Origin of the sequence: Pseudomonas sp. rhizo66, assembly GCF_031931925.1 — a bacterium.
GTDB lineage: Bacteria > Pseudomonadota > Gammaproteobacteria > Pseudomonadales > Pseudomonadaceae > Aquipseudomonas.
In genome coordinates this window covers 306368-331093 of the sequence record NZ_JAUJWZ010000001.1, presented here as the reverse complement: position 1 = coordinate 331093, position 24726 = coordinate 306368, and the positions used below count along the sequence as shown (strand labels likewise).

16 protein-coding genes are annotated in these 24726 nt (G+C 60.3%); 1 reads left to right on the top strand and 15 read right to left on the bottom strand.

Annotation, left to right across the window (positions count from 1 at the left end):
* Positions 1–3 precede the first annotated feature (3 nt).
* Together QZR14_RS01275 and QZR14_RS01270 are read right to left on the bottom strand one after the other, a co-directional pair.
* Positions 4–2322 (bottom strand): ATP-dependent DNA helicase, encoded by a 2319-nt coding sequence (locus QZR14_RS01275; RefSeq protein ID WP_311995668.1) that lies wholly within the window; start codon positions 2320–2322, stop codon positions 4–6.
* Positions 2319–3971 carry a VRR-NUC domain-containing protein gene (locus QZR14_RS01270; RefSeq protein WP_311995667.1) on the bottom strand — a complete coding sequence of 551 codons (1653 nt, stop codon included), beginning with the start codon at positions 3969–3971 and terminating at the stop codon, positions 2319–2321. Before QZR14_RS01270 ends, QZR14_RS01275 begins: the two co-directional genes overlap by 4 nt.
* 194 nt (positions 3972–4165) lie before the next feature.
* On the opposite strand from QZR14_RS01270, the gene QZR14_RS01265 reads away from it, so the two are divergent.
* Positions 4166–4390 (top strand): YgdI/YgdR family lipoprotein, encoded by a 225-nt coding sequence (locus tag QZR14_RS01265; protein WP_077572987.1) that lies wholly within the window; start codon positions 4166–4168, stop codon positions 4388–4390.
* 44 nt (positions 4391–4434) lie between these two features.
* Here the strand turns inward: QZR14_RS01265 and QZR14_RS01260 are convergent, their stop codons facing one another.
* The 13 genes from QZR14_RS01260 to QZR14_RS01200 form a co-directional block, all read right to left on the bottom strand.
* Positions 4435–4809: a hypothetical protein gene (locus tag QZR14_RS01260; RefSeq protein WP_311995666.1), complete on the bottom strand. Its 375-nt coding sequence runs from the start codon at positions 4807–4809 to the stop codon at positions 4435–4437.
* Positions 4810–5050: 241 nt separating this feature from the next.
* Positions 5051–6904, bottom strand: coding sequence for a polyurethane esterase (locus QZR14_RS01255; RefSeq protein WP_311995665.1), 1854 nt, complete (start codon positions 6902–6904; stop codon positions 5051–5053).
* Positions 6905–7113: 209 nt separating this feature from the next.
* Complete coding sequence (locus QZR14_RS01250) at positions 7114–8802, bottom strand: polyurethane esterase (protein ID WP_311995664.1); 1689 nt, start codon at positions 8800–8802, stop codon at positions 7114–7116.
* Positions 8803–8859: 57 nt separating this feature from the next.
* Positions 8860–11937 (bottom strand): autotransporter domain-containing protein, encoded by a 3078-nt coding sequence (locus QZR14_RS01245; protein ID WP_311995663.1) that lies wholly within the window; start codon positions 11935–11937, stop codon positions 8860–8862.
* 183 nt (positions 11938–12120) lie between these two features.
* The gene (eprS, locus tag QZR14_RS01240; protein ID WP_311995662.1) at positions 12121–15072 is read right to left on the bottom strand and encodes an autotransporter serine peptidase EprS; all 2952 of its coding nucleotides are present in this window, start codon (positions 15070–15072) and stop codon (positions 12121–12123) included.
* A 428-nt stretch (positions 15073–15500) separates the two neighbouring features.
* Positions 15501–16871, bottom strand: coding sequence for a TolC family outer membrane protein (locus tag QZR14_RS01235; RefSeq protein ID WP_311995661.1), 1371 nt, complete (start codon positions 16869–16871; stop codon positions 15501–15503).
* A gap of 2 nt (positions 16872–16873) precedes the next feature.
* Positions 16874–18223 (bottom strand): HlyD family type I secretion periplasmic adaptor subunit, encoded by a 1350-nt coding sequence (locus tag QZR14_RS01230; protein WP_123449744.1) that lies wholly within the window; start codon positions 18221–18223, stop codon positions 16874–16876.
* The gene (locus QZR14_RS01225; protein ID WP_311995660.1) at positions 18220–19995 is read right to left on the bottom strand and encodes a type I secretion system permease/ATPase; all 1776 of its coding nucleotides are present in this window, start codon (positions 19993–19995) and stop codon (positions 18220–18222) included. The genes QZR14_RS01230 and QZR14_RS01225 overlap by 4 nt, the downstream gene beginning before the upstream one ends.
* Before the next feature lie 203 nt (positions 19996–20198).
* Entirely contained in the window at positions 20199–20624 is a 426-nt protein-coding gene (locus QZR14_RS01220; protein WP_250605208.1) for an AprI/Inh family metalloprotease inhibitor, read from the bottom strand.
* A gap of 93 nt (positions 20625–20717) precedes the next feature.
* Positions 20718–22184: a serralysin family metalloprotease gene (locus QZR14_RS01215; protein WP_250605209.1), complete on the bottom strand. Its 1467-nt coding sequence runs from the start codon at positions 22182–22184 to the stop codon at positions 20718–20720.
* A gap of 428 nt (positions 22185–22612) precedes the next feature.
* Positions 22613–23050: a hypothetical protein gene (locus QZR14_RS01210; RefSeq protein WP_250605210.1), complete on the bottom strand. Its 438-nt coding sequence runs from the start codon at positions 23048–23050 to the stop codon at positions 22613–22615.
* 171 nt (positions 23051–23221) lie between these two features.
* The gene (locus tag QZR14_RS01205) at positions 23222–24307 is read right to left on the bottom strand and encodes a polyamine ABC transporter substrate-binding protein (protein WP_311995659.1); all 1086 of its coding nucleotides are present in this window, start codon (positions 24305–24307) and stop codon (positions 23222–23224) included.
* A gap of 58 nt (positions 24308–24365) precedes the next feature.
* On the bottom strand, positions 24366–24710 hold the full coding sequence (locus QZR14_RS01200; RefSeq protein ID WP_250605212.1) for a cupin domain-containing protein: 345 nt from the start codon (positions 24708–24710) through the stop codon (positions 24366–24368).
* Positions 24711–24726 lie beyond the last annotated feature (16 nt).

The following is a 24726-nucleotide window of genomic DNA, read 5'->3' as shown; positions in this document are numbered from 1 at the left end:
CACTCACCAGCCATTGTCATGAGCAGAAGTATGCGGCAATCCAGCGAATTGGGAAGCGGCCATCTCATGCTTGATCGCCCACCAGCGCGGCAGCAGCTGTTTGATCCGGCTCTCGGCAAAGCGGTCGTCAATCAGCATGACCACGCCGCGGTCCTCGCGGGTCCGGATGACTCGCCCGGCGGCCTGCACCACTTTCTGTACGCCGGGGTACAGGTAGGTGTAGTCGTAACCGGCGCCGAAAATGGCCGCCATGCGCTGCTTGAGTTGTTCGTTGACCGGATTGAATTGCGCCAGCCCCAGCGTGGCAATGAACGCGCCGATCAGCCGCGCACCGGGTAAATCGATGCCTTCGCCGAACGCCCCGCCCAACACGGCAAAGCCGACGCCCTGACTGTGGGCAGTGAACTGATCGAGAAAGGCCTGCCGCGCCCCTTCGAGCATCCCGCGCGATTGCTGCCACAGGGTAATGTGCGGGTGACGCTCAGCCAGTAACGACGCCACTTGCTGCAGATAATCGAAGCTGCTGAAAAACGCCAGGTAGTTGCCCGGACGTTCGCTGAACTGCCGCGCGATCAATTCGACGATCGGCTCCAGCGAGGCCTGACGATGGTTGAAGCGTGTCGAGATACGGCTGACGATCTGCACCTGCAACTGCTCGGCGCAAAACGGCGATTCGACGTCGATCCACACGGTGTCGGCGGGCGTGCCGAGCAAATCTGCGTAATAGTGGCGCGGGCTGAGGGTTGCGGAAAACAGCACGCTGCTGCGCGCCGCTTTCAAGCGCGGGCTAATGAACGCGGCCGGCACCACGTTGCGCAGGCACAATTGCGACAGCGGCTTTTTGCGGTCGAGGTCGCGCTTGCTGATATCGAACAGGTAATGCTCGTCGTACAGCTCCGCCACCCGGGCGAACTGCAGCAGGTCGAAGTAGAAGTTCTGCAAGGCGCTGTCGAGACCCTGCGGATGGTCATTGAGGTAATCACCAATGGCCGCGCAACACAGCGAGATCGCGTGCAGAAGTTTTTCCGGGGCCTTGTCGTAAGCCTGATACGCCGCCAGTTGCGGCGCATGCAGCGCGTTCCATTCACGGTTGATTCGTTGCAACGGGTTTTTCAGCGGTGCCGGCGCGGTTTTACGCACGCTGCCCAGGGTGAACTGATCAAGACTGGCGCTATACATCTGCCGGCCGCGCTCGACAAGGTTGTGCGCCTCGTCCGCCAGTACCGCGACTTTCCATTGATTGAGCTGGGCCAGACCGAACAGTAACGCGCTGAAGTCGAAGTAATAGTTGTAGTCGGCGATCACCACGTCCACCCAACGGGCCATCTCCTGACTCAGGTAATACGGGCACACCGCATGCTGTGCGGCGACCTCGCGCATGGCGGCTTGATCGAGCAGGCGGATTCGACTGGCCGCTTCCCGCGCGGCCGGCAGGCGGTCATAAAAGCCCTGAGCCAACGGGCAGGATTCGCCGTGACAGGCTTTGTCCGGGTGTTCGCAGGCCTTGTCCCGGGCGACCATTTCCAGCACGCGCAAGGGCAAGGCTGGCGACTGATCGAACAACACCTGACTGGCATCCAGCGCCAATTTGCGCCCTGGCGTTTTAGCGGTGAGGAAGAACACCTTGTCCAGCTGCTGCGGCGCCAGCGCTTTGAGCATCGGGAACAGCGTGCCGAGGGTTTTGCCAATGCCGGTGGGGGCCTGAGCCATCAGGCAACGGCCAGTGCTGACGGCCTTGAACACTGATTCCGCCAAGTGCCGCTGGCCGGGACGAAAGTCCGCATGGGGAAACACCAGTTGTTGCGCGGCCAGATTGCGCGCCTCGCGATGGGCCATTTCCTGTTCGGCCCATTGCAGGAACAGCGTGCATTGCTGCTCGAAAAAAGCCTTGAGGCTGTCGGCGCTGTGGGCCTCGACCAGGCAGGTTTCCTTCTCGCTGACGATATCGAAGTACACCAGCGCCAGATTGATCTGCTCGAGTTCGAGTTTGCGGCACATCAACCAGCCGTAGATCTTCGCCTGCGCCCAGTGCAACTGGCGATGATTGGCCGGTTGCTTGCTCAGGTCGCCACGGTACGTTTTGACTTCTTCCAGGCAGGTCTGCGCCGGGTCGTAGCCATCCGCCCTGCCCTTGACCTTCAATTGCCGGAATTCGCCTTCCAGCGCCACTTCGCTTTGATATTTCTCGCTGCGCCGCGAGGCCACTGTGCGGTGACCGGCGATGCCTTCCAGGGCCGTGGGTGATGGAGTGAAGCGCAGGTCGAGGTCGCCGGTCTTGGCGGTGAACTCACACAGTGCGCGCACCGCGATGCTGTAGCTCAAGCGCTCTGCTCCGCCCATTGCACATAACACACCGCCACCGGCATCTGGTGTTGGTGGCAGAACTCCAGCCAGCGCAATTGATTGTCCTGCAGGCGATCGCCGGGGCCTTTCACTTCAATCATCCGGTAGGTTTTGTGCTGCGGCCAGAACTGGATCAGGTCGGGCATGCCGGCGCGGTTGGCCTTGATGTCGAGCAGCAAACGGTTGAACCAGTGTTTGAGATGTTCGGCGGGCAGACAGGCCAAGGCCTGCTCCAGCAGTTGTTCATTCATGGCGCCCCAGAACACGAACGGCGACTGAATGCCCCATTTGTCGACAAAGCGCTGGCGAATGGTCGCGGCATAGCGACCGTCGTCGAGTTCGCTCAGGCACGCCTGAAACAGCTCGGCGCGGCGTTGCTGGAAGTCTTCATTGAGCAGGTCCACCGGGCCACGCTGGAACGGGTGGAAGAACGCGCCGGGCAACGGCGCAAAAATCGCCGGCCAGCACAGCAGGCCGAACAGCGAGTTGATCAGGCTGTTTTCCACGTAATGCACCGGGCCATCGTCATCGTGCAGATGCGCCTGCACGTAATACTCCACGGACAACGCGGGATCGCTGCGCGGCAATTGCAGGTCCAGCCGCTCGACCGGTTTTGCCGCTGTGCGCTTGAGTGGCGGGCCACCAAGTTTGCGCCGCACCCTTGGCAGAATCCGTTGCAGGCCCTGCTGCTCGGCAGCGCTTTCCGGCGCCTGCTCGGCCAGCGTGGCGAGTTCCAGCGCCAATGGGTATTCGCCGCAGCGCTCCAGCACCCGGATCATGCGCAAGCGGGCGCCGGGATAGGCGCAGTCACGGTAAATGCTCAGGGCCAGGGCAAATTCGCCGATGCGCTCGCAATACTGGCCGATCTGGAACAACACCTTGCCACGCCGGCGTTGCAGCCACGGGTTGTCGAAGTGCAAGGCGCTGACCTGCTCGACGATGGTTGCCAGCGGCTCGCCGGCCTCGAAACGCAATTGGCAATTGTGCAGGAACAGGCAGGCGTCGACGTCTTCGCGACTGCGCAGGCCCCGGGAGTCGGCGCAGAATTCGACTTTTTCATAGGTGAAGATGCCAAGGTCGGCGAGGACAAATTCCGACCAGTCCTGATACAGGTTGCCGAAGAACATCAGCCGCAAGCGGTCGCACAGGTCCATGATGGTCAGGCTGAACAAGCGATCATCGAGCCGCGGCGCCCAGTCGCGCAGGCTGCGAGGGTCGTTGAACTGCTCAAGCAGCAGCGGAAGCCAGTCATCCTTGCGGCCCTTGGGCTGCTCGATGAAGGTTGCAAACGCTTGCAGGATCTCGGCCTTGAGCAACACGTCGAACAATTCGGCGAGGGCCAGCGGCGCGTGTTCGTCGATCCAGCCGTGCCCCAGCAACGGCTGCGCGGCCTCGGCGATGTCGCCGATTTCAACGTAATTGAGTTTTCCGGCACGAAAATGCACGCCCTTGCGCATGACCATCCGCACCAGCAAACCCTGCGACGCCCGGGGCAAGGCCTTGAAGTCGCGAATGAACGTGTGTTCCGTTTCACTCATCACATCGGCATAGCGAAGCTCAAGCCAATCAAGCACTTGCCGGAAGTTGTTGAGGTAATAGAACGGGTCGTCGAGGGGATTGGCAGTCACGGGAATTCTGGGCCATGGCGAGCGAATACTGGTTATGCGTACAGATACCAGCTGTGCCCTGCCCGGTGCAAACGGAAAATGATCAATGGCATTTTTTCGCCGGGCTATCGAACTTTTGTCCCGGGGATGGCACCAACCGCGTTAGAGGGCCGACAATGCTCGGCATCACATCGAATGAGGATTTAGAGGTGGGTATGAAAATCAAGTCGCTGGGCATCCCTTTCGCCGTCGTTGCCGCGCTGGCACTGGCTGGTTGCTCGACCCCGACGGTGGTCACTCTGCAGAACGGCACCCAGTATCTGACCAAAGACATGCCGAAGACCAAAACCAAGGACGGTTTCTATGAGTTCGAAGACATTTCCGGGGCCAAGGTGAAGGTCCGCGCTGATGAAGTAGCCACGGTGCGCGAAGAAGACTAGGTTTCGCTCGTTCCCACGCTCCGCGTGGGAACGATCATTGCGTGTTATTCGAAGGTCGGCATGCCCGGAATGCTGCCGTCGCAAGTCATGTACGTGCCGCCCCGCTTGACCACTTCACCCTGCAAGCGCCGGCAGCGTTCCAGATCCTGCTGCGCCATGCGATCAATGCTCAGATTACCGGTGGTTTGCGGCTGCTTGCCGTCCCCCAGGCGCAGGGTCACGAACGGTTGTTCGGGCTGAATCTGAAAGCGGCTCTTTTCTTCGACCGGTTCCACCGTCTCGCTTTTCGGCGGGCTCGGCAGTTGATCGGTGGTGACGCCGTAACGGCTCAGAATCGAGCTTTGAGGCAGATCGGCACAAGCATTGGCCGAACACAGCGCCAGTGCGACGAAGCCGACATACCCCTTGAAACCTTTCACGTTTGAATCTCCTGTACTCAATGGCGGCTAGCTATAGAACGTGTGTGCACGTGCTGGCTTTAGGCCGCATTTCCTGTTTTTGCAGGGGTTTGAGTCAGGGAGTGGCTGTCGAGTCACTTTTGAAACCGAGTTATCGTTCTTCGCGAGCAGGCTCGCTCCCACAGGGGATTTATAAACGACACAGATCCAGTGTGGGAGCCAGCCTGCTGGCGAAGAGGCCCTTACCGGCGCCCCATCAACCTCAGGCGATCACAACGCCGTCAGCACTCAAGCTATTGAGCGATACCCCCACCAGCGTCACCGAATCGTTGCCAAACGTCAGCACCGTATCCTGCCCGACAGAGGCGGCATGGGCGCGGAAGTCCTCCGCCGGCAAAACACCCTGCACGCCAAGAAACACCAGTTTGTCATTGGAGGTATAGCCGACCACCCGGTCCTGGCCGAACGCGCCGTTGAACAGGAACGTATCCGCCCCGCCCCCCGACTCCATCAGGTCGTTGCCGATGCCGCCGACAAACACGTCATTGCCCGCGCCGCCAATCAGGTGATCGTTGCCGTCCAGGCCGAACAACCAGTCGCCACCGGCATGCGCCTTCAACGTATCGGCGCCGCCAGTGCCTTTGACACTGGATTCGTACGCGGTGACGTTGTTGCCGACCTTCAAACCGCTGGCCGTGACGCTGTGGGTCACGTCGTCCTTGAACAACCCCCAAAGAAAGCCCGGTTCCTTGGTGACAATGCTGCCGATGTCGCGGGTGATGCTGATCCCGCCGTTGGCATCGCGGATGTATAGATTGCCGGCGCCGTCATTGGCGAAGTCGAAGTTCTTCACCGCGCTTTGCAAGTCGAGGGTATTGCTGCCCTGCCCGCCAAGGATGACGTTGTAGCCGCCGCCGTCACGGAAGGTGTCGTTGCCGGCGCGGCCTTCCAGGTAATCGTTGCCGCTGCCACCCTGGATCAGATCATTGGCATCGCTGCCGATGATGAACGTGCTGCCCTTGTGGATTTCGGCGTTGCGGTTGAGGTCTTGTACCCAAGTGTTGGCCCGCGCCGGGTCCGAGAGGTTGGCGACGATGATCGTCGAGTCGCGGCTGGTCAGGTCGTAGAATTTTGATTCGATCACGCGGTTCATGCCGTCGCCATACGCGGTCGGCAAGTGCGAGATCCAGGTGGGAATATTGAGGATCGAGTACGGCAGCAGATTCCACGCGGTCGAGGCGTAGTGATCGTTGAAGCTGACGATGTTGTCGGTAGCCGATACTTTGGGCGCATCGTGCACGCCGATCGAAGCACCGGTGAAGGTCGAGCCGTCGAGGGCGCGGAACACCGGGTCGTTTTCGTAGCCGACGTTGAGCACTTTGTCGGTGCTGCTCTGGGTGGGCGAGGCGTAGGCGATGTAGTTGGAATCGGCGAAGAAACCGCCCCACTTGCCGCTGCTCAAGTCGGCCATGCTGTTGACCGCCAAACCACCGAGGCTGTGGCCGCTGACCAGCACGTCCTTGCCGCTGAGGCCGTTGGCCTTGGCGAACGCCACCACATCATTGAGCAGATTGCCGAAGGCTTCGCCGACGTAGTTCTTGGCGTAATCCTTGGGACCGAAGGCGGCGAGCAGGTCGTTGATCACGTCGCCGATGGAGTCGATGATCAGGTTCTCACGCGGGCCGCTGGTGCCGCGAAAGGCGATGCCGAGTTCCGTGAGATGGCCCTGGGCGTCGTACTTGCCGAGGATTTCCACTTGGGCGGTGGTGTAGCCGGCCTTCTCGCCGAAGAAGGTTCCGCGAGCATCGGTTTTGCCGTCGTAGCCCAGTTGCGAGGCGGTGATGGGCGTCCAGCCGGCCTTTTTCACCGCGTCGAGGGCGAGTTTTTCCGAGTCGGGGTTCCACGGAATGCCGGGGATCACCCCCTGGGAATCGGTACCGCCGAGCAGCGCCGTGACCAGCGTGGCAGGCAGGCCGAGGCCAAAACCGTTGTGCTGATAACCGGCGGCAAAGCCGTTATCGAGGTTGTGGTAGGAATACAGCGTGATCGCCATGGCATCGCTGAACAACGCCTTGGAATCGGCTGTGCCGAAGTTCTTGTAGTCATACACACCCATTGCTATTGCCTCTCTCTTGTTGGAATTGTTAGAGATAGCTCACAGCCAGGGCGCCCCACGGGGACGCCCCGGAGCATTTCGATACAACACTTCTTTAACGCGACATTTGCAGGAGCTGCCGAAGGCTTCGATCTTTTGACTTTGCTCTTAAAAGCAAGATCAAAAGATCGCAGCCTCGTTTCACTCGACAGCTCCTACAGGATTACTGTTTAGGCGAAAACGAACGCCGAGTCCGACAGGTTAGCCACTCCCACCCCGATCAGGGTCACGGCATAGTCGCCAATCTTCAGCACGGTATCGTTGCCGGCCTGCGCCGCGTGCTGCTTGTAGTCGTAGCCCTGCCCCGCGCCTTGAACGCCCATGAACACCAGTTTGTCGTTGCCCTGATAACCATTAATGGCATCAAAACCGAACGCACCGCTGAACAGGAAGGTGTTGTTGCCACCCACTGCGCTCATCACGTCGTTACCGGCGCCACCGACGAAGGTCACATGGCCCTTGTCGCTGATCAGCTTGTCATCGCCACCGAGGCCGAACAGCCAGTCACCGTCAGCGGTGGCGTGCAGGGCATTGCCGTAGCCATCGCCGCTGAGCGAGTGGTTGTACTGGGTCAGTTCGTTGCCATTGGTCAAGCCTTTGGCCGTGACGCCCCAGGTGATTTCCTTGCTGCCCCACCACGAACCCGACTCCTTGCTCACCAGCGCGCCGATGTCGCGGGTCATGCTGATACCGCCGTAGGCATCGCGCACGTACAGCGTGCCGTCACCGTCGTTGGCGAAGCTGAAATTCTGCAACGGTTTCTGCAGTTCGAAGGTGTTGTGACCCTGGCCACCGAGCAGGATGTTGTAGCCGCCGTCATCACGGAAACGGTCATCGCCGCCGAGGCCTTCAAGGAAGTCGTTGCCCGCCCCGCCCTTGAGCCAGTCATTGCTCTGGGTGCCGATGATGAAGGTGCTGCCGGTGTGCGGCTCGCCGCTGCGGCCGAGGTCTTCGACCCAGGTCTTGCCGCGAGAAGCCTCTTCCAGATTGGAGACGATGATCGTCGAGTCTTTATGCGTCAGGTTGTAGAACTTCGAATCGATGACCCGATTCAAGCCATCGGCATAGCCCAACGAGCTGTGGGCCGACCAGTTCAGCGGGTTGACGATGCTGAACGGCACCAGGTTCTGCGCGGTGGACGCGTAGTTATCGTTGAAGTTGACGATGTTGTCGGTGGTCGAATCGTGCGGCTTGTCGTGCTTGCCCATCGAAGCAGTGCTGAACGTGGTGCCATCGAGTACGCGGAACACCGGATCGTTCTCGAAACCGATGTTCAGCACGTTATTGCCCGTGCTGCTTTGGGTTGGCGAGGCGAAGGTGATGTAGTTGGCATCCTTGAAGAAGCCGCCCCAGTTGCTCGCGCTCAACTCGGCCACGCTGTTGACGCCGAGCCCGCCGAGGCTGTGGCCGCTAAGCAGTACGTCCTTGGCGGCGATGCCGTTGGCAATGGCGAATGCCGCGACTGCCTTGAGCAAATTGTCGAAGGCGTTTTTCGCGTAGTTGCTCGCGTAATCCGATGGCCCGATGGCGGCCAGCAGGTTGTTTTTCAGGTCACCGAAAGTGTCGCTGTAACCCAGCCCGCCGGTGCCACGAAATGCAACGCCGATACCGATCAGCTTGCCGGCGGCGTCGTATTTACCGAGCACTTCGGCCTCGGCGCTGGTGAAGCCGTCCTTCTCGCCGAAGAACGTGCCCTGCGGCCCGACCTTGCCCTGATAGCCCAGCGCCGTCGCCGTGAGCGGCGCCCAAGCGGTGGCCGGCAGAGGCTTGCCGGTCGGCGTGTAGGCATACAGCGTCAGCGCGATGGCGTCGCTGTACAACGCTTTGCCATCGGCATTTTTATAATCGAACAGTCCCATGTTGTGCTCTCTCTTCCTTCAGAAACCGGCAGCTCTGTGCAGAGCTGCCGGTACGCTTTAGAACTGCCAGTCGAGGGTCAGACCCACACCGTGGTCCTTCTCGTTCGAGCCGATCAGGCCGTTGTAATCCAGGTTCACCCGCACATCGCGATTGAGCGCCAGACCTGCCCGCACACCGACCACCGCTGCATCGCGATCCATCGACACGCCCTGCACGGTGAACGCGCTGTTGCCATTGGCAAACGCCAGGTGGCTGTCAGCATCGACGTTGTTCAGGTTGTGCTGCCAGCCGAGGCTCGCGCCCAGTTCCAGCTGATGCTGATCCGACAAGGCGAACGAACGCTTGGCGCGCACACCGAGGGTCGACAACACCACATCGCGGTTGTCCTCACCGCCCTTCAATGCCGCGGCGTCACCCTTCTCGGTGAAGCTTTCGGTATTGAGGTGCACGTAGGACAGGTTGGCGAACGGCTCCAGGTTCATCGGTTGCAGCCCCAGATCATAGGCGGCTTCGGTGAACACTTGAGTGGTTGCGGCATCGTGCTTGGTCTTTTGTTTACCGCTGACGTCCCCTAACTGCAGGTCACGTTTGACGTCGACACGGTGCCAGCTATAGGCGCCACCGACGGTCAGACGCAGCGCATCGATCTGATGCCCCAGGTACGCACCCAAGTGATAGCTGTCGACCGAAGCCGACGAATGCGTGCCGCTGCCCATGCTCAACGAGCTGTCGCTATAACCGGTAACGAAACCGAGACGGGTATCTTCAGCGATCAAGCCGTCGACACCGGCCAGCAGGCCGCCAATGGAGCTGTTGGAGTCGGCGTTGTCATGCCCGCCATCGCTCTTGCCCCACGAACCCAAGACCTTGACCCACGCATTGCTACGGTCGTCAGTCGGTGCGCCAGCGTTGAACAGGTCACGCTCACGCAGACGCTCGCCCACGGCTTCGCGCAGGTAACGGCTGTCGTTGATCAGCATCGTGCCAATGGCCGGATGGATCTCGCCGGACAGTTGCTGGAACGCTTGCTGCGCGGACGCCGCATTCGGCGAGAGCAACAGGGTTTCGAACAGCGCATTGCCGGCGCCCAGACGTTCAGCCGCCACACCGACGGCGCGCTGGTTTGGCGTCAGGCCGACGCTGGCGAACGAAGCCTCGTTGCGCCCGACCGCCAACTGGATACCATCCGCCGAGTACGCCAGCGTGCCGCCGAGGAACGCATAATCAGGCAACACCTGACCGAAGCGCCCTTCAATGCCGCCGGCCGCTTGCAGGATGTTGTAGCGCGTGCCGAGCAGGCTTTGCACTTGGTTGGTGGTCAACAGTGTCGGGCTGTTTTCCAGCGACATGCTCACCGTCGCGCCTTCGATGACCGCTTTACCCGTGGCGATGATCTGATCGCTGCTGGTCGGCGACAGCTCTACCGCGTAGGTCGAACCCGGTGCAAAGGTCACGTCACCGGCCACGTTCATGGTGCCGATGGAGTTACCCGGCGCCACCGTACCGCCGCTGTTCACCGACAGCGCGCCGATGTTGCCGTTGCCGCCGAGGATACCGCCGTCATTCACCGTCACCGCCGATTGCAGCGAACCGTTGATGGCCAGTCGGCCCTGATTGACCAGGGTCGGGCCGCTGTAAGTGTTGGTGCCGGTCAGCACCAGCGTGCCGAGGCCTTGCTTGGTCAAACCGCCGTGACCGGAGATGTCGTTGCGCCAGGTGTCGAGGCCGCAGGTGATGTCGGTGCACACGCGTTCGGTCGGTTTGCCCTGATCGATGATCGCGCCGATGCCCGGCAGATCCGCGACAAACTGCCCGGAGCCATACGCGCCGTCGATGCGGAATTCGGCCGGGATGTCCTGCTCGGTGACGAACATCGACGGGCCGTCGATGCCCTTGCGCAAGTTGATCATGCCCCAGCCGTACAAGGCGTCGATGCCCGGTGCTCCGAGGTCGGTGGCGGTGGTGCGCAAGACCGTGGCGACTTGATCACCGCTCATGTACGGGAAGCGTTCCATCAGCACCGCCATGGAGCCGGCCACATGCGGCGCGGCCATCGAGGTGCCGTTGTAGTTTTTGTAACCGGTGGTCAGGTTGTCGGCGTTGGTGCCTTCGATGATCGCGCTGAAGATCTTCGTGCCCGGCGCCGAGACGCAGAAACTCGCGGTGTAGCCGCAGCGCGAAGAGAACGTACTCATGATGTACGGGTTGGCGCTGGCCAGGTCCGGGTTTTTCTGCAACGCGGCGACGGTGATCCAGTTCGGCGCGATGTCCGGGACGAAATAGCCGAGACCGGCGATGGCGTCCGGGTTGTTGAGGTTGTAGTCGTTGCCGGCGGCGAAGATCGTCACGATGCCACTGCGCGCAGCCGCGATCGCGCCGTCGTAGGCGCCGCCGGGTTTGGTGCCGAGCAGTGTGCGGATTTCGTTGAACTGCAACTGCGCGTCATTGACGGTGAAATGCGGGTAAGCCGGATCGCGGCCACCGAGGTCGAACCGGTCGGTGATGCCGATGCCCCAACTGTTGTTGATGATCCGCGCGCCGCTGGCGATCAATGCGTCCCAACCGGCCTTGTACACCGCGCCGTCGTTACCGCGAACGATGCCGTCTTCCGGGCCCGGATCACCGTTGTCGGCGCTGATGATCTGCGCACCGAACGCCACGCCGTGCATCGGCCCGCCGTCACGACTGCCTGCGGCGATGCCGCCAACGTGGGTGCCGTGGGCGCCGAGTTTGCCGTCGGAGCCGACCGAGGGCGAACCGTCATAGCGGAACGCATCACCGGCTTTGACCGGGATGTACGGGTCGGTGTATTCGCGGATGCCGCTGGTGACCAGGGTGACGACTTTATTGCTGCCGGAAAACTCCGGGTGCGCGGCGTACACCGGCTGGTCAAAGATCCCCAGTTTCACGCCTTTGCCGGTGTAGCCAGCGGCGTAGGCGTGATCGGCCCCAATCGCGCCCAGGCCCCAATCGGCCTGAAACTCGGCGCTGCGCCAACTCGACGGATCGCCCGTGCGACCGCTCTCCACGTAGGGCGCGGCATGGGCTGTGCCAATGGCACAAAGCACGGCGAGCGTGAGGGTTTTCAGGGCAAAGCGGCCACCCGTTTGCGCGGGGGTATTGTTGTTATTCATCCAGCGACCTTCCTTAGTGATGTTGCGAAAAATCCGTCTCTTCAGCTGTAAACACGCTGCACGCCGGTGTTCACATAACCTGTAGGAGCTGCCGCAGGCTGCGATCTTTTGCCTTTGCTTTTTAAAGGCAAGATCAAAAGATCGCAGCCTGCGGCAGCTCCTACAGGGACAGGGTTATCTTGCTTAGAACTGCCAGTTCAGGCTCAAGCCAACGCCATGAAGCTTTTCGCGATTGGCCAGTTGTCCGTTGTAATCAAGGTTGACCCGCACGTCGCGGCTCAGCGCGAGGCTGGCCTGTACGCCGACCAGCGCGGCATCACGCACCAGCGCTGAACTCTCCACCGCGTAGGGCGTGCCGCCACTGGCAAAGCGCAAATGCTGCGCGGAATCGATGTCGCTGAGGCTGTGCTGCCAGCCGAGATGGCCACTCACGTCGAGTGATTGTGCCGGCGAAAGATTGAAGGTCTTGACCGCCCGCACACCGAGGGTGCTCAGCACCGCGTCACGTTGATCGCCGGCGCTTTTCAACGCCGCAGCGTCGCCCTTCTCGGTCAAACCTTCAGTGTCCAGATGCACGTAGACCAGATTGGCGAACGGCTCCAGCGCCAACGGTTGCAGGTGCAGGCGATAAGCCGCTTCGCCGAACACTTGCGTGGTCGCCGCGTCGATCTTGGCTTTCTGTTTGCCACTGACGTCGCCGTATTGCAGGTCGCGTTTCACATCGGCGCGATGCCAGCTGTAAGCCGCGCCCGTGCTCAAGCGCCAGGCGCCAACTTCACGGCCGGCGTATGCGCCAAGGTGATAGCTGTCGACCTTGGCCGAGGAATGCGTGCCCGAACCCATGCTCAGCGAACTGTCGCTGTAACCGCTGACCAGACCGATGCGCGTCTGCTCGTCCAGCGCGCCATCGACACCGGCCAGCAGCCCGCCGATCGACGTGTTGTAGCCTGCCGTGTCGTCGCTCGAATCGGTCGTGCCCCAGGCGCCGAGGGCCTTGATCCAGCCATTGCTTTGCGCTGCATTGGTGTCGTGCAGACGCTCGCCCACCGCGTCGCGCAACTGGCGGCTGTCGTTGATCAGCATTGAACTCAACGCCGGGTAGATCTCGCCGCTCAACTGCTGGAACGCCTGTTGCGCCGAACTCGCGTCAGGTGAACGCAACAGGCTTTCGTACACCGAATTGCCTGCGCCCAAGCCTTCGACGGCAGCAGCCACCGAGCGTTGATTCGCTGTTTGCCCGACGCTGGCGAAGCTGGTCGCATTACGTACGATATCGAGCTGAATGCCATTGGCGGCGTAGTCGAGACTGCCGCCGATAAACAGGTAATTCGGCAGCACCGCACCGAACTGGCCCTGAATGCCGCCGGCCGCTTGCAGGATGTTGTACTGGCGACCGAGCAGGCTTTGCGCCTCGGCTGTGCTGAGTAACGTCGGACTGTTTTCCAGCGACAGGCTGACGGTGGCGCCGCTGATAGTCGCGGTGCCGCCGGCAACGATGCGGTCGCTGCTGGTCGGCGACAGTTCAACAGCGTAAGTCGAACCAGGCGCGAAGGTCACGTCCCCGGCCACGTTCAAGGTGCCGATGGAGTTGCCCGGCGCCACGCGAGCGCCGCTGTTGGCGGTCAACGCGCCGATCCGGCCGGAACCGCCGAGGGTGCCGCTGTCATTCACCGTCACAGCGGAAGTCAGCGAGCCGTTAACCGTGAGCAAGCCGCCATTGACCGTGGTCGCGCCGCGATAGGTGTTGTCACCGGTGAGGATCAACTGCCCGCCGCCGGACTTGATCAGACTGCCCTGATACACCCGATTCGCCGCTGCCGCATCACGGGCAGTGCCGACCGCGTAATCGGTCTGATCCTGTTGGCTGGCACCTGTTGGAACACCGTTCTGCCAGCCTTTGTCTTGCAGGGTTTGCTGCCAGGCGCTGTGCTCGGCGAGGTCTTCGGTCTGGCGCTGGATCAGCGCCTTGTCGGAGATGTCATTGCTCCAGACATCGCGCTGCCCGGCCGCCAGACTGGCGTCAAACGCACCGAGTAATTGCCCTGGCCCGCGCATCGCCCGGTTCAGGTTGGCCACGCCCCAGCCAACCCGCTCGGTCGGCGCATCAGTGACTGAGCCATCCAGTTGCGTCGCGGTAGTCAGCAGCACTTCGAGGGCCTGCTGATTGGTCATGTACGGGTAGCGCTCCATCACCAGTGCCAGTGCACCGGTCGCATGTGGCGCCGACATCGAGGTGCCGGACTTGATCGCATAACCGCCGCCGGGAATGGTGCTGTCGATCTTCGCCCCCGGCGTGGTGATGCACCAGTATTTGGCGAGGCCGCACTGGTTGTACTTTTGCTGATTGCTTTGATCGAGGCCCGATACGGCCAGCCAGTGCCCTTCCAGATCCGGCTGAAAGTACGGCAGCGCCGAGCGCACGCTGGCATTCGGATAGCCGCTGTTGCCGGCGCTGAACACGTTGATCACGCCGCGTCGGGACACATCCGCTGCTGCGTCGAGCCAGGTGCCTTTGTTCCAGTGCTGCGCATACGCGGCGTGCAGGTCGGCCAGTGTGCGGTAGCTGACATCCGGCGGCTGGCTGCCCCAACTGTTGTTGATTGCGCGCACGCCGGCATCGGCCAGGGCGTCGTATACCGCTTTGAAATAGCGCGGGTCGGGGTTGGGGCCAAACAGGAAGCTGTCGTTCTTGTTGGTGTTGCCGACGTAGATCTGCGCGTTGTACGCCACGCCGTGCATGCCGGCACCGTCGCGCGAGGCGCCCATGGTGCCGACGACGTGAGTGCCGTGGGAGTCGTTGTTGGGGTTGAGGGTGCCGTTGACGTTGAACAGTGAGCCGTCGATGTAGCTGCCGCTGGCCATTACCGGGTGATAACGGTCGCTGGCGAATTCCGGGTGGGCGGCATCGAAGCCGGAGTCGAGGGCGCCGATTTTTACGCCTTGGCCGGTAATGCCGGCGGCGTAGGCTTGCTCGGCCTGCATCCGGCTCAGCCCCCAGTCGCGGAGATATTCGGCGCTGCGCCAACTGCCGGGATCACCGGGTTGGCCGGCTTCGAGGTATTGCGCCTGGGCCTGGGTTGCGGAAATCACAAGCAGCAGGGTGCCGACCGAAATCGGCTTGATGCGTACGTCCATGTTCACCACTCACTTTTATTGTTTTATGCAGGTTTTTCTGCGCTGTTGCCTGTTCCCCTCACCCCAGCCCTCTCCCCCAGGAGAGGGAGCTGACCGTGGTGTCTTGCGTCATTCATTGACCTGAAAAACCGGGTCGATGTTGGATTCGGTAGAGCATTTCCCTCACCCCAGCCCTCTCCCCGAAGGAGAGGGAGCTGACCGTGGTGTCTTGCGTCATTCATTGACCTGAAAAACCGGGTCGATGTTGGATTCGGTAGAGCATTTCCCTCACCCCAGCCCTCTCCCCGAGGGAGAGGGAGCTGACCGAGGTGTCTTGCGTCATTCATCGACCTGAAAAACCGGGTCGATGTTGGATTCGGTGGTGCTCGGTCAGGTCGGTGTACTTCTAAAATATCCCCCAATCAGTCCCCTCTCCCTCTGGGAGAGGGTTAGGGTGAGGGCTGGTGAGCGACCACAAATGCTTCATCCACACGCGCCAGATCCTGCTCATTCAAGGTCCCGGCGTAGTAATGCAACTTGGTCCAGGCCATCAGATAGTCGTACCGCGCCTGCGCCAGATCGCGGCGGGTGGTGAACAGTTGTTGCTCGGCGTTCAACGCGTCGAGGTTGGTTCGTTCGCCACCGAGAATGCTCTGTTTGGTCGAGACCACCAGCGCTTCCGCCGAGCTCAGCGCTTTCTGATAAGCGCGCAGTTTGCTCACCCCGGACAAACAGGCACTGAACTGTCGACGCAGTTCGATCAGCGTCTCGCGCGTTTTGCCGTCCAGCTCGTATTCGGCCTGTTCCATGGTACGGCTGGCCTGACGCGTCGACGCCGACACACCGCCACCGGCATACAACGGCACGCTGACTTCAAAACCGATGGTGTTGGTTTCGTAGCGCTGGTTGTAGGTGTTGCCGCTTTCCGACTCGTTCTGGCGCATCGAGGCGTAGGCGCTGACTTTCGGCAGATGCCCGGCACGATTGCGCTCCACTTCATAGCGCGCGACTTCCACAGCCTGGCGTTGCGACGCCAGATTGGGGTTATTGCTCACCGCCAGCTCATGCCAGGTGTCGTAATTGGCCGGTTGCAGGGTGAAGGTCTGGAAGTTCTGATCGAGCGGCGCCAGATCACCGATGTCCACCGCCGGCACGCCGACCAGTGCCCCCAGTTCGCGCAGCGCAGCGTCCTGTTCGTTGCGCGCCTCGATCTCCTCGGCAGTCGCCAGCTCATAGCGCGACTCCGCCTCGAGAATATCGGTACGCGTGCCCTCGCCTTGCTTGAACATGTGCTCGTTCTGCTGAAACTGCTGCTCGTACGCCTTCTTCTTCGCCTGAGCGATATCAATCTGGTCCTGCGCAAACAACGCCTTGGTGTAGTTGTCCAGAACGCGAACCAGCAACTCCTGGCTCTTGCCGCGAAAGTTCTCGTCGGCAAACAACGACTGTGCGACACCTTTGCGGTACGCGGCATAAGCCTCGTAATCGAGCAGCGGTTGCTGCAGGGTCAGGGCCGAGCCGTAACTGCTGTAGTTACGGTCGTCGGTTCGGTTACGCGCGCGCTCATCGAGGGAGGTGGCTTTCGACGAGTTGCGGCCCTTGTTGTAGGTGTAGCCAATGCGCGGCAGCAGACCGGCGCGGCCAATCGCACGGTTTTCCAGACCCGCATCACGTTCCTTGATCGCCCCGAGGAACACCGGGTCATTGCGCAATGCCTGTTCGTAGATCTCGAACGGCCCCATGGCCGCTACTGCTGAGTGACTCGCGAACAGCATCATTGCCGCCGCGAGCATGGAAAGCTTATTCATACAGCCGAACATCCTTATTCCTCGGTCAACGCGGAGCCGGCCCGGTCGAGCAGCGGTTTGAACAAATAGTTGAGGAGTGAACGTTCGCCGGTACGCACGAACATTTCTGCCGGCATGCCGGGCTTGATCACCAGACCATTGAGCTTTTCCATGGCCTGATCGCTGACGCTGCTGCGCAACACGTAGTACGGCACGCCTGTTTTCTCGTCGACCATCTGGTCGGCGGAAATCAGGCTGACTTCGCCCGGTACACGCGGGGTTTTGCTCTGGTTGAACGCGGTAAACAGGATGTCCACCGGCAAGTGCGCGCCGACCTTGTCTATCAGGTTGATCGGCAAATGCCCTTCCACTTCCAGCGTGGTGCCTTGCGGGACGATCTCCAGCAACGTTTCGCCTTGACGCACTACGGCGCCTTCGGTGTGCACGCCGAGGTTGACCGCCACGCCATCAGCGGTGGCGACAATTTCGCTGTGTTGCAGGTCGAATCCGGCGGAGGTCAGTTGTTCGGACAGCGTGACGCTTTTCAGTTGTGCGTCGGCCAGTTGCGTGCGCACTTCCTTCTGATACTCCTCGCTGTGCTGTTGCAGCTTCAGGCGCGATTCGAGAATGCCCTGCTCGACCCGACCGCTTTCCCCGGTGTTTTCCGCCAGTTGCTGCTGCACCTGCGACAGTTGACGCTGGTATTCCATCAAGCGGTTGCGCGGGATGTAGCCGTTGTCGGCCAGCGGTTGCAGGTTGCTCAACTGCTGTTGCAGCGAGTCGGCCTGGGCATTGAGATCGGTACGGGCGCGGCGCATGCCGGCCAGTTGCGCGGTAGCACCTTCGATGCTCGCACGCAGTCCGGCCTGCTCGCGGTAGTAAGCCTCGCGACGACTGCTGAATAGTTGGCGCTGACCTTCCAGCACCAGCGCCAGGCGCGGATCCGGGTCATTGCTCAGCTCGGCGGGAAAGGTCACTTGCTTGAGGTTGTCACGCTCAGCCTGCCAACGCGCAAGGCTGGCCCAGGCCATACGGTATTGCGCCTGCAGCGACTGCACGTCAGCGGCGACTTGCGTCTGATCGAGGCGGAACAGCGGCTGGCCCTGCTTCACGATCTCGCCTTCGCGCACCAGAATCCGGCTGACCACGCCGCTGCTCATCGACTGCACAGCTTTGCGTTTACCCGACACGACGACCGTGCCTTGCACCGGAATGCCTTGATCCAGCGGCGCCAACGCCGCCCAGGTGAAGAAACTGCCGGCGCCGACGATTGCCAGAATCCAGCCCATGCGCGCAAAGAATTTAGCGTCGCGTTCCGGACGTTCGGTGATGTAGGCGTGTTCCATGCTCGCTTCGTTTTCAGTGTTCATGCTTGCGCTGCTCATACACCCGAATTCCTTGTCGAGGGCTGGTACTGTCGGCTCATGCTGAGCCCGCCCGGTGTCGGTGCAGCTTTTTCCCGTTGTTGTTCTTGCTGGCCGGAGAGTGCCTTGAGTACGTCCTGACTCGGGCCGAAGGCTTGCAGACGCCCTTCATTGAGAACCAGCAGCTTGTCAGCCTGTGCCAGCACCGAAGAGCGATGCGTCACCAGCACCACCGTGGTGCCTTGCGCTTTGAGCGCGGCGATGGCGCTGGCCAGTGCGGCTTCGCCGACGGTGTCGAGGTTGGAGTTCGGCTCGTCCAGCACCACCAGACTCGGCGTGCCGTACATGGAACGCGCCAATGCCACGCGTTGCTTCTGGCCACCGGACAAACCACTGCCGTCCTCGCCCAGTTGCGTGTCGTAGCCCTGCGGCAGACGCAGGATCATTTCGTGGACGCCGGCCTGTTGCGCGGCGGCGACAACCTTCTGCGGATCGGCCTCGCTGAAACGGGCGATGTTCTCGGCGATGCTGCCGCTGAACAGTTCGATGTCTTGCGGCAGATAACCGATGTACGGGCCCAACTGGTCGCGGTTCCAGCGATGAATATCCGCGCCATCGAGACGCACGGTGCCGCCGAGGGTCGGCCAGACACCCACCAGCACGCGGGCCAGGGTCGATTTACCGGAACCGGAAGCCCCGAGCACGCCGAGCACTTCGCCGGCATTCAGATTGAAATTGACCATCTGCAAAGTCGCGGCACGTTGCCCCGGTGGGCCGGCGCTGACCTGCTCGAAAGTGATCTGGCCTTTCGGCGGCGGCAGCGCCATGGCGTCGTCGCTGGGCGGGAACGCTTGCAGCAAGGCATCGAGACGGCGGTAAGCCAGCTTCGCCCCGCTCCACTGCTTCCACACCGCAATCAACTGGTCGATCGGGCTGAGCACGCGGCCCATCAGAATGGAACCGGCAATCATCATCCCGGCGGTCATGTCGCCCTTGATCACCAGCAAAGCACCCAGGCCCAGGACCAACGATTGCAGGCACAGGCGCAGGGTTTTGCTCAGCGAGCTGATCACCGCACCGGTGTCACTGGCCTGGTTTTGCAAACCGAGGAAGCGCGAGTGCACCTGGAACCAGCGCTTGCGCAGGGAACCGAGCATGCCCATTGCCTGAATGGTTTCGGCGTTGTGCAAATGGCTGGTGGCCAACTGGCTGGATTTCTGCGAAAAACCGGCCGCTTCGCCCAGCGGCTTTTTGGTCATGTATTCGTTGAGACAGGCCAAGCCGATCAGCAACAGCGCGCCCGCCGTGGCGAGTACACCGAGCCAGACATTGAACAGGTAAATCACGAACAGATAGACCGGGAACCACGGCGCATCGAAAAACGCGAACAGCGCCGGCCCGGTGACGAATTGGCGAATGTGCGTCAGATCGCCCAGCGATTGCCCGGCATTGCCCTCGCCCTTGAACAGGTTGCGCTCGAACGCCGCTTGGTAAACACGCAGGTTGAAGCGGCGCTCCAACTGGCTGCCGATGCGAATCACGATAAAGCTGCGCACCACTTCCAGCAGGCCGATAAAGGCGAAGAAGCCGACCACCATCAGCGACAGCATCGCCAGGGTCGTTTCGTTCTGCGACGACAGCACCCGGTCATAGACCTGGAGCATATAGATGGAGGGCACCAGCATCAGCACGTTAATCAGTGCGGTAAAACAGCCGACACTGATCAGGATACTTTTATAGTCACCCAAAGCCTTGAATAAGGGAGCGGTGGCTGGGGCCTTCGCCATCTTCATTGATTCTTCCTGAAATGATTGAACCCGCCACACTTGGGCGAGGCGTCAATTAATGTTCCGGTCACCTGCGAAAGATCACTTGCAAGTACCCGCTTACACTTTCATAACAACTTGAGCAAATAACTGCGGTGCAGTTGTCATTTGGCAGTTTTTATAACCAACTCGTAGCGCTTTATATTAAAACGCGGTCGCCGATTCGATAATCAAGGCTGTTTCACTGTGTGCGTCAGCGTGATCACCAAACCCGACTTCAAAGTGGTCAGATAAAGCCCGTCACGTTGTCGGCTGAAGAACTGGATTCTTGAGCCTTCCTTGCCGGTAATCGAAAGGCCGTCAGGATCGGCAAACCAGCCGATCGGGGTTTGCTCAAGCCATGCCCCAAGACATTCGGCTCCCTTGCCCAGTGTCTGGTTGGGTTCAAGATCAAGCAGGCATGTATTCGAGGGTTTGTCCTGCAACGCCTGCGCCTGTGGGGCGTCGTCACGTGCAGTCAAAACAGCTTGCCACTGCCCGGCAAAAAAAGATGGATCTTCGAGTCTGAGGCTGCTTGCCATGCTTGTTTCTCCAGTCATCATCAGCGCCGCTGTTATCCACGCCACGGTCTTGTAGGTAAAAACGTTTCGACTCATAGGAAATTTCACTCCGACTCGTAGCCTTGCCCACCAGACAAGACGATGCAAGAAAAGAAAACGGCGCATCACACGCCGCTTCCCGTTTCTACATCACGCCACGATATCGCTGGTGGCTGCCTGGCCAACGGTGCTGACCTGGAAATCAGCCACGCCGTGCCCGGAGAAGTCCACCGACAACAGGCTGTTGCCGCCCGACGAGGTGAGGATCGCGTCACCGACAGCACCGGTGAAGCTGCTGACAAAGTGCAGACCGGAACCTTTGGTGATGCCGGTCAGGTCGATTTTGTCCAGACCGCTGACGAAATCGAGGATCTGATCGATCGCACCCGGCTTGGAGTCAGAACTGGCAGCAAACACGAAGGTGTCCGAACCGGCGCCGCCCCACAGCTTGTCGGCACCACCAGCGCCGTAGAGGATGTCGTTGCCGGCACCACCCTTGAGCTCGTTGGCCACGCTGTTACCGATCAACAGGTCGCTGCCCGAGCCACCGATGGCGTTCTCGATGATCGCGCCCTTGGCGATGGACACGTTGCCCACCAGGCCGCCAACGTCGGAGAACGAGGCGTCATTGAGGTTGATCTTCTGGTTCTGGGTGAAGCCAGAGAAGTCCAGCGTATCCTTGCCACCGGCATCCCACACCGAGAACACCACTTTGTCACTCGACGACGAAGCACTCAGGAAATCGCGACCGGTGTTGGAGTTGAAACCGTAGGTGGTGTCACCGGTACGGGTGTTCATGTTGGCACCGTAGAGCTTCTGGATGGCAGCGATATCGTCCATCAGCGGGCCGGACGAATACGCTTCGACGCCGCCCTTGCTGAAGTTCTGATTGGTGTTGCTTTCGCTCCAGTAGCTCATGACGCTGTAGCCGCGGGTGTCTTGCCCGTAGGAAGCGTCGTTGTAGGTCGGGTTGCCGTTCCCGGCGTTGTAGTCGCCAGGGTGAGCGAGGCCCAGGCTGTGGCCGATTTCGTGAGTCAGGGTCTGACGACCGTAGTTGTTCAGGTCCGGATTCTTGTTCTGCGTGTAGCCACTGTTGATCAAGTACCACGAGGTGCCGTCATAACCGGCGCCGGTGCCTGGCAGATACGCGAACGCTGCAGCGCCATCCTGGCCACCGCTGTAGTTACCGAAGGTCATGTGGCCGTCGCCGCCCGAGGCTTTCTCGGTGAAGGTCACGTTGGCCACGTCAGCCCAGGATTGCATGGCGAGCTTGGCCTGGGCCTGTTGTTGTGCACTGAACTGACTGAACCCAGTGATCCCGTGCTTGTTCATCGTGCTGGACGATGCCGAGGTCAGGAACGTATAGGTGAGTTCGATCTTGCCGCTGCCATCCTTGTCCTGGTAGGCAGCGCCGTCGCGCAGCAACTGGGTGGCGGCCTGGTCGACGGAGAAGGAGGGTTTGCCATTGACCGTGAGGTTGCCGCCACGATCGTATTGATGGCTGAAGCTATTGATCTGGTTGTACGCCGAGCTGGCTGCGGCCAGTGGTTGTGGCGCCGCGGACAGCAGAAAGGCCTGTTCGGCGGTATCAATAGCGTTCGCTTTAACTTTCGACATAAACACACTTCCTTGTTTAGCAATGGAACAGTTTTTGTCCGACAGGACTCTCTCTGGCGAGATCGTCCTATCACTCGCCCAATGAAGGCGTAAGAAACCTGACACAATTTGAAATCTGCCGTAAAGGATTTTTTTGAGATCAAATCGGGCTGTTTCGCAAAACTGCCGTAAACAAAGCGTGCGGGGGCGAAAGAATGTTTTAGTTGCGGAGCTTTTGCCTAATTGTCTGACGATTTTCTATTTAAATATTAAATATGAGTAAGTTGTTTTTTGTTAGGTGCTTCTCACTTTCCTGCACTTGATTAGTGCGATGACATTGTATTGATATCAACCGGACAGCTTACTCAAACTTCAGCAGCTGCCGGGTGAAACGAGGCTGCGATCTTTTGACCGTCACTGGCAGAGTCAAAAGTCGCAACCCGGGAGGTTTATTCAAGCGGGCCGCGGTCGAAGATCACGTCGACTTCGTAGCTGTCGTCTCCGACGGCTTCAGTGGTGAACTGCAATCGACCGTTGATACGCACCCCTGAATGCTGAAGCGTCACGAAGCCCGGCTTTTTCTTGTCCGCGTAAAAAAAACCAGGGTGCTCATATGAGTAGTAACGAGTGTAAGCAATCAAAAGAACGCGCGGATCATCTAGCGGGATCTCCGTGCCAGAATCTGCTTTGTCCCTGAGATTCACTGCGATGACTGAAAGATGAAAGCCGTCATCGATTTCTGGATCGAACATCGTGCCGTGAAACCTGAGTGTTCCCTGCTGTTCGTCGCGATGGGTTTCTTTGGCATCGAATTTGAATTCCTTGCCGGTACGCAGGTTTTTCACCGTACCCTTCAAGACATCCTTGAGATCCTCTTTATCGCTCATCATCAAAATCCTCGATAGGGAAAGGCGATATTTCGCCCTTCTGCCAAGGCATTAAATCTGCTTTCGATCGAGGTGAGACCTGTCAACATTGACAGGTGTAATCGCTGATTTTAAGTGCTAACACCCGCTAAGACAGGAATGCCGGGTGCGACAGCACCCGGTCGACGTTCCTCAACTTCCCGTGCGGATCTTGTTCCACACCCGCGTGCGGATCCGGTCAATGTTCAACGGCATCGCCTCCAGCGCGAACAGCTTGCCCATCATTTCCGGGCTCGGATACACCTTGGTGTCGTTCTTGATCGCCGGGTCGATCAGGCTGTCCGCCTGCTCATTGCCATTGGCGTAGTGCACATAGTTGCTGATGCCGGCCATTACGTCCGGGCGCAGCAGGTAGTTCATGAACGCATAACCGGCCTTCTCGTCCGGCGCATCGACAGGCATGGCGACCATGTCGAACCAGATCGCCGCGCCTTCCTTGGGAATTGCGTAGCCGATATCGACGCCATTCTTCGCTTCTTTGGCGCGGTTCTCGGCTTGCAGGATGTCACCGGAGAAACCGACTGCCACGCAGATATCGCCGTTGGCCAGGTCGCTGGTGTATTTCGAGGAGTGGAAGTAGCTGACGTACGGCCGCACTTTCATCAACAGTGCTTCAGCCTTTTTATAGTCCTCGGGATTCTTGCTGTGGTGCGGCAGGCCCAGGTAGTTGAGCGCCGCCGGCAGCAATTCCGGGCCGTTGTCGAGGATCGCTACGCCGCACTTCTGCAGCTTTTCCATGTATTCGGGTTTGAAGATCAGGTCCCAGGAATCCACTGGCGCGTCGTCGCCCAGCACCGCTTTGACCTTGGCGATGTTGTAGCCGATGCCGGTACTGCCCCAGAGGTAGGGAAAGCCGTGTTCGTTGTTCGGGTCATTGGTCTGCAGCGCTTTGAGCAGCACCGGATTGAGGTTCTTCCAGTTCGGCAGCTGGCTCTTGTCGAGTTTCTTCAGCGCCCCGCCCTGAATCTGCCGGGCCATGAAGTGGTTGGACGGAAACACCACGTCGTAACCGGATTTACCGGTCATCAACTTGCCGTCGAGGGTTTCATTGCTGTCGTAGACGTCATAGGTGACACCCACGCCCGTCTCTTTCTCGAAGTTCTTGGTGGTGTCCGGCGCAATGTAGTCGGACCAGTTGTAAACCTTGACCGTTTCCGCTGCCTGAGCAAGGGAAACGGCGAGCATCAGCGGTGCCAGAGCGAGGGTTTTGCGGATCATGGATCGATTCCTGTGTGGGTTTTCTTTTTTGTTGGCAGGCAATCAAAGGATCAAACAATCAGAAAATCAGCACGTAGCTCTTGCGCACGGTTTCCTGGACGTCCCAGATTCCGAGCGTGTTGGCCGGCAACATCAGTGCGTCGCCACCTTGTATGTGCAGGGTTTCGCCGCCACCGTCGGGGGTGAACGTGCAGCGCCCGGAAATGAAATGGCAGAACTCCTGCGCGGTGATCTGCCGGCGCCAGCGCCCGGGGGTGCACTCCCAGACGCCGGTTTCGACGCCGTCGTCGCGCTCGACGCTGGTGGTCGAGGCGATCGCCACCGGCTCGCCGAGGGGCACGGCCACCGGATTGGATTCGTCGAGTGGCAGGGTTGCGGTGTTTTTGAACTGGGTAATGTTCATGGTCTGACCTGTCTTT

Bases quoted from the DNA above. Each gene is read 5' to 3' on its own strand.
- QZR14_RS01265 (WP_077572987.1), top strand. From the start codon at position 4,166: ATGAAAATCAAGTCGCTGGGCATCCCTTTCGCCGTCGTTGCCGCGCTG.
- QZR14_RS01255 (WP_311995665.1), bottom strand. From the start codon at position 6,904: ATGGGTGTGTATGACTACAAGAACTTCGGCACAGCCGATTCCAAGGCG.
- QZR14_RS01250 (WP_311995664.1), bottom strand. From the start codon at position 8,802: ATGGGACTGTTCGATTATAAAAATGCCGATGGCAAAGCGTTGTACAGC.
- QZR14_RS01245 (WP_311995663.1), bottom strand. From the start codon at position 11,937: ATGAATAACAACAATACCCCCGCGCAAACGGGTGGCCGCTTTGCCCTG.
- eprS (WP_311995662.1), bottom strand. From the start codon at position 15,072: ATGGACGTACGCATCAAGCCGATTTCGGTCGGCACCCTGCTGCTTGTG.
- QZR14_RS01235 (WP_311995661.1), bottom strand. From the start codon at position 16,871: ATGTTCGGCTGTATGAATAAGCTTTCCATGCTCGCGGCGGCAATGATG.
- QZR14_RS01230 (WP_123449744.1), bottom strand. From the start codon at position 18,223: ATGAGCAGCGCAAGCATGAACACTGAAAACGAAGCGAGCATGGAACAC.
- QZR14_RS01225 (WP_311995660.1), bottom strand. From the start codon at position 19,995: ATGAAGATGGCGAAGGCCCCAGCCACCGCTCCCTTATTCAAGGCTTTG.
- QZR14_RS01220 (WP_250605208.1), bottom strand. From the start codon at position 20,624: ATGAGTCGAAACGTTTTTACCTACAAGACCGTGGCGTGGATAACAGCG.
- QZR14_RS01215 (WP_250605209.1), bottom strand. From the start codon at position 22,184: ATGTCGAAAGTTAAAGCGAACGCTATTGATACCGCCGAACAGGCCTTT.
- QZR14_RS01210 (WP_250605210.1), bottom strand. From the start codon at position 23,050: ATGAGCGATAAAGAGGATCTCAAGGATGTCTTGAAGGGTACGGTGAAA.
- QZR14_RS01205 (WP_311995659.1), bottom strand. From the start codon at position 24,307: ATGATCCGCAAAACCCTCGCTCTGGCACCGCTGATGCTCGCCGTTTCC.
- QZR14_RS01200 (WP_250605212.1), bottom strand. From the start codon at position 24,710: ATGAACATTACCCAGTTCAAAAACACCGCAACCCTGCCACTCGACGAA.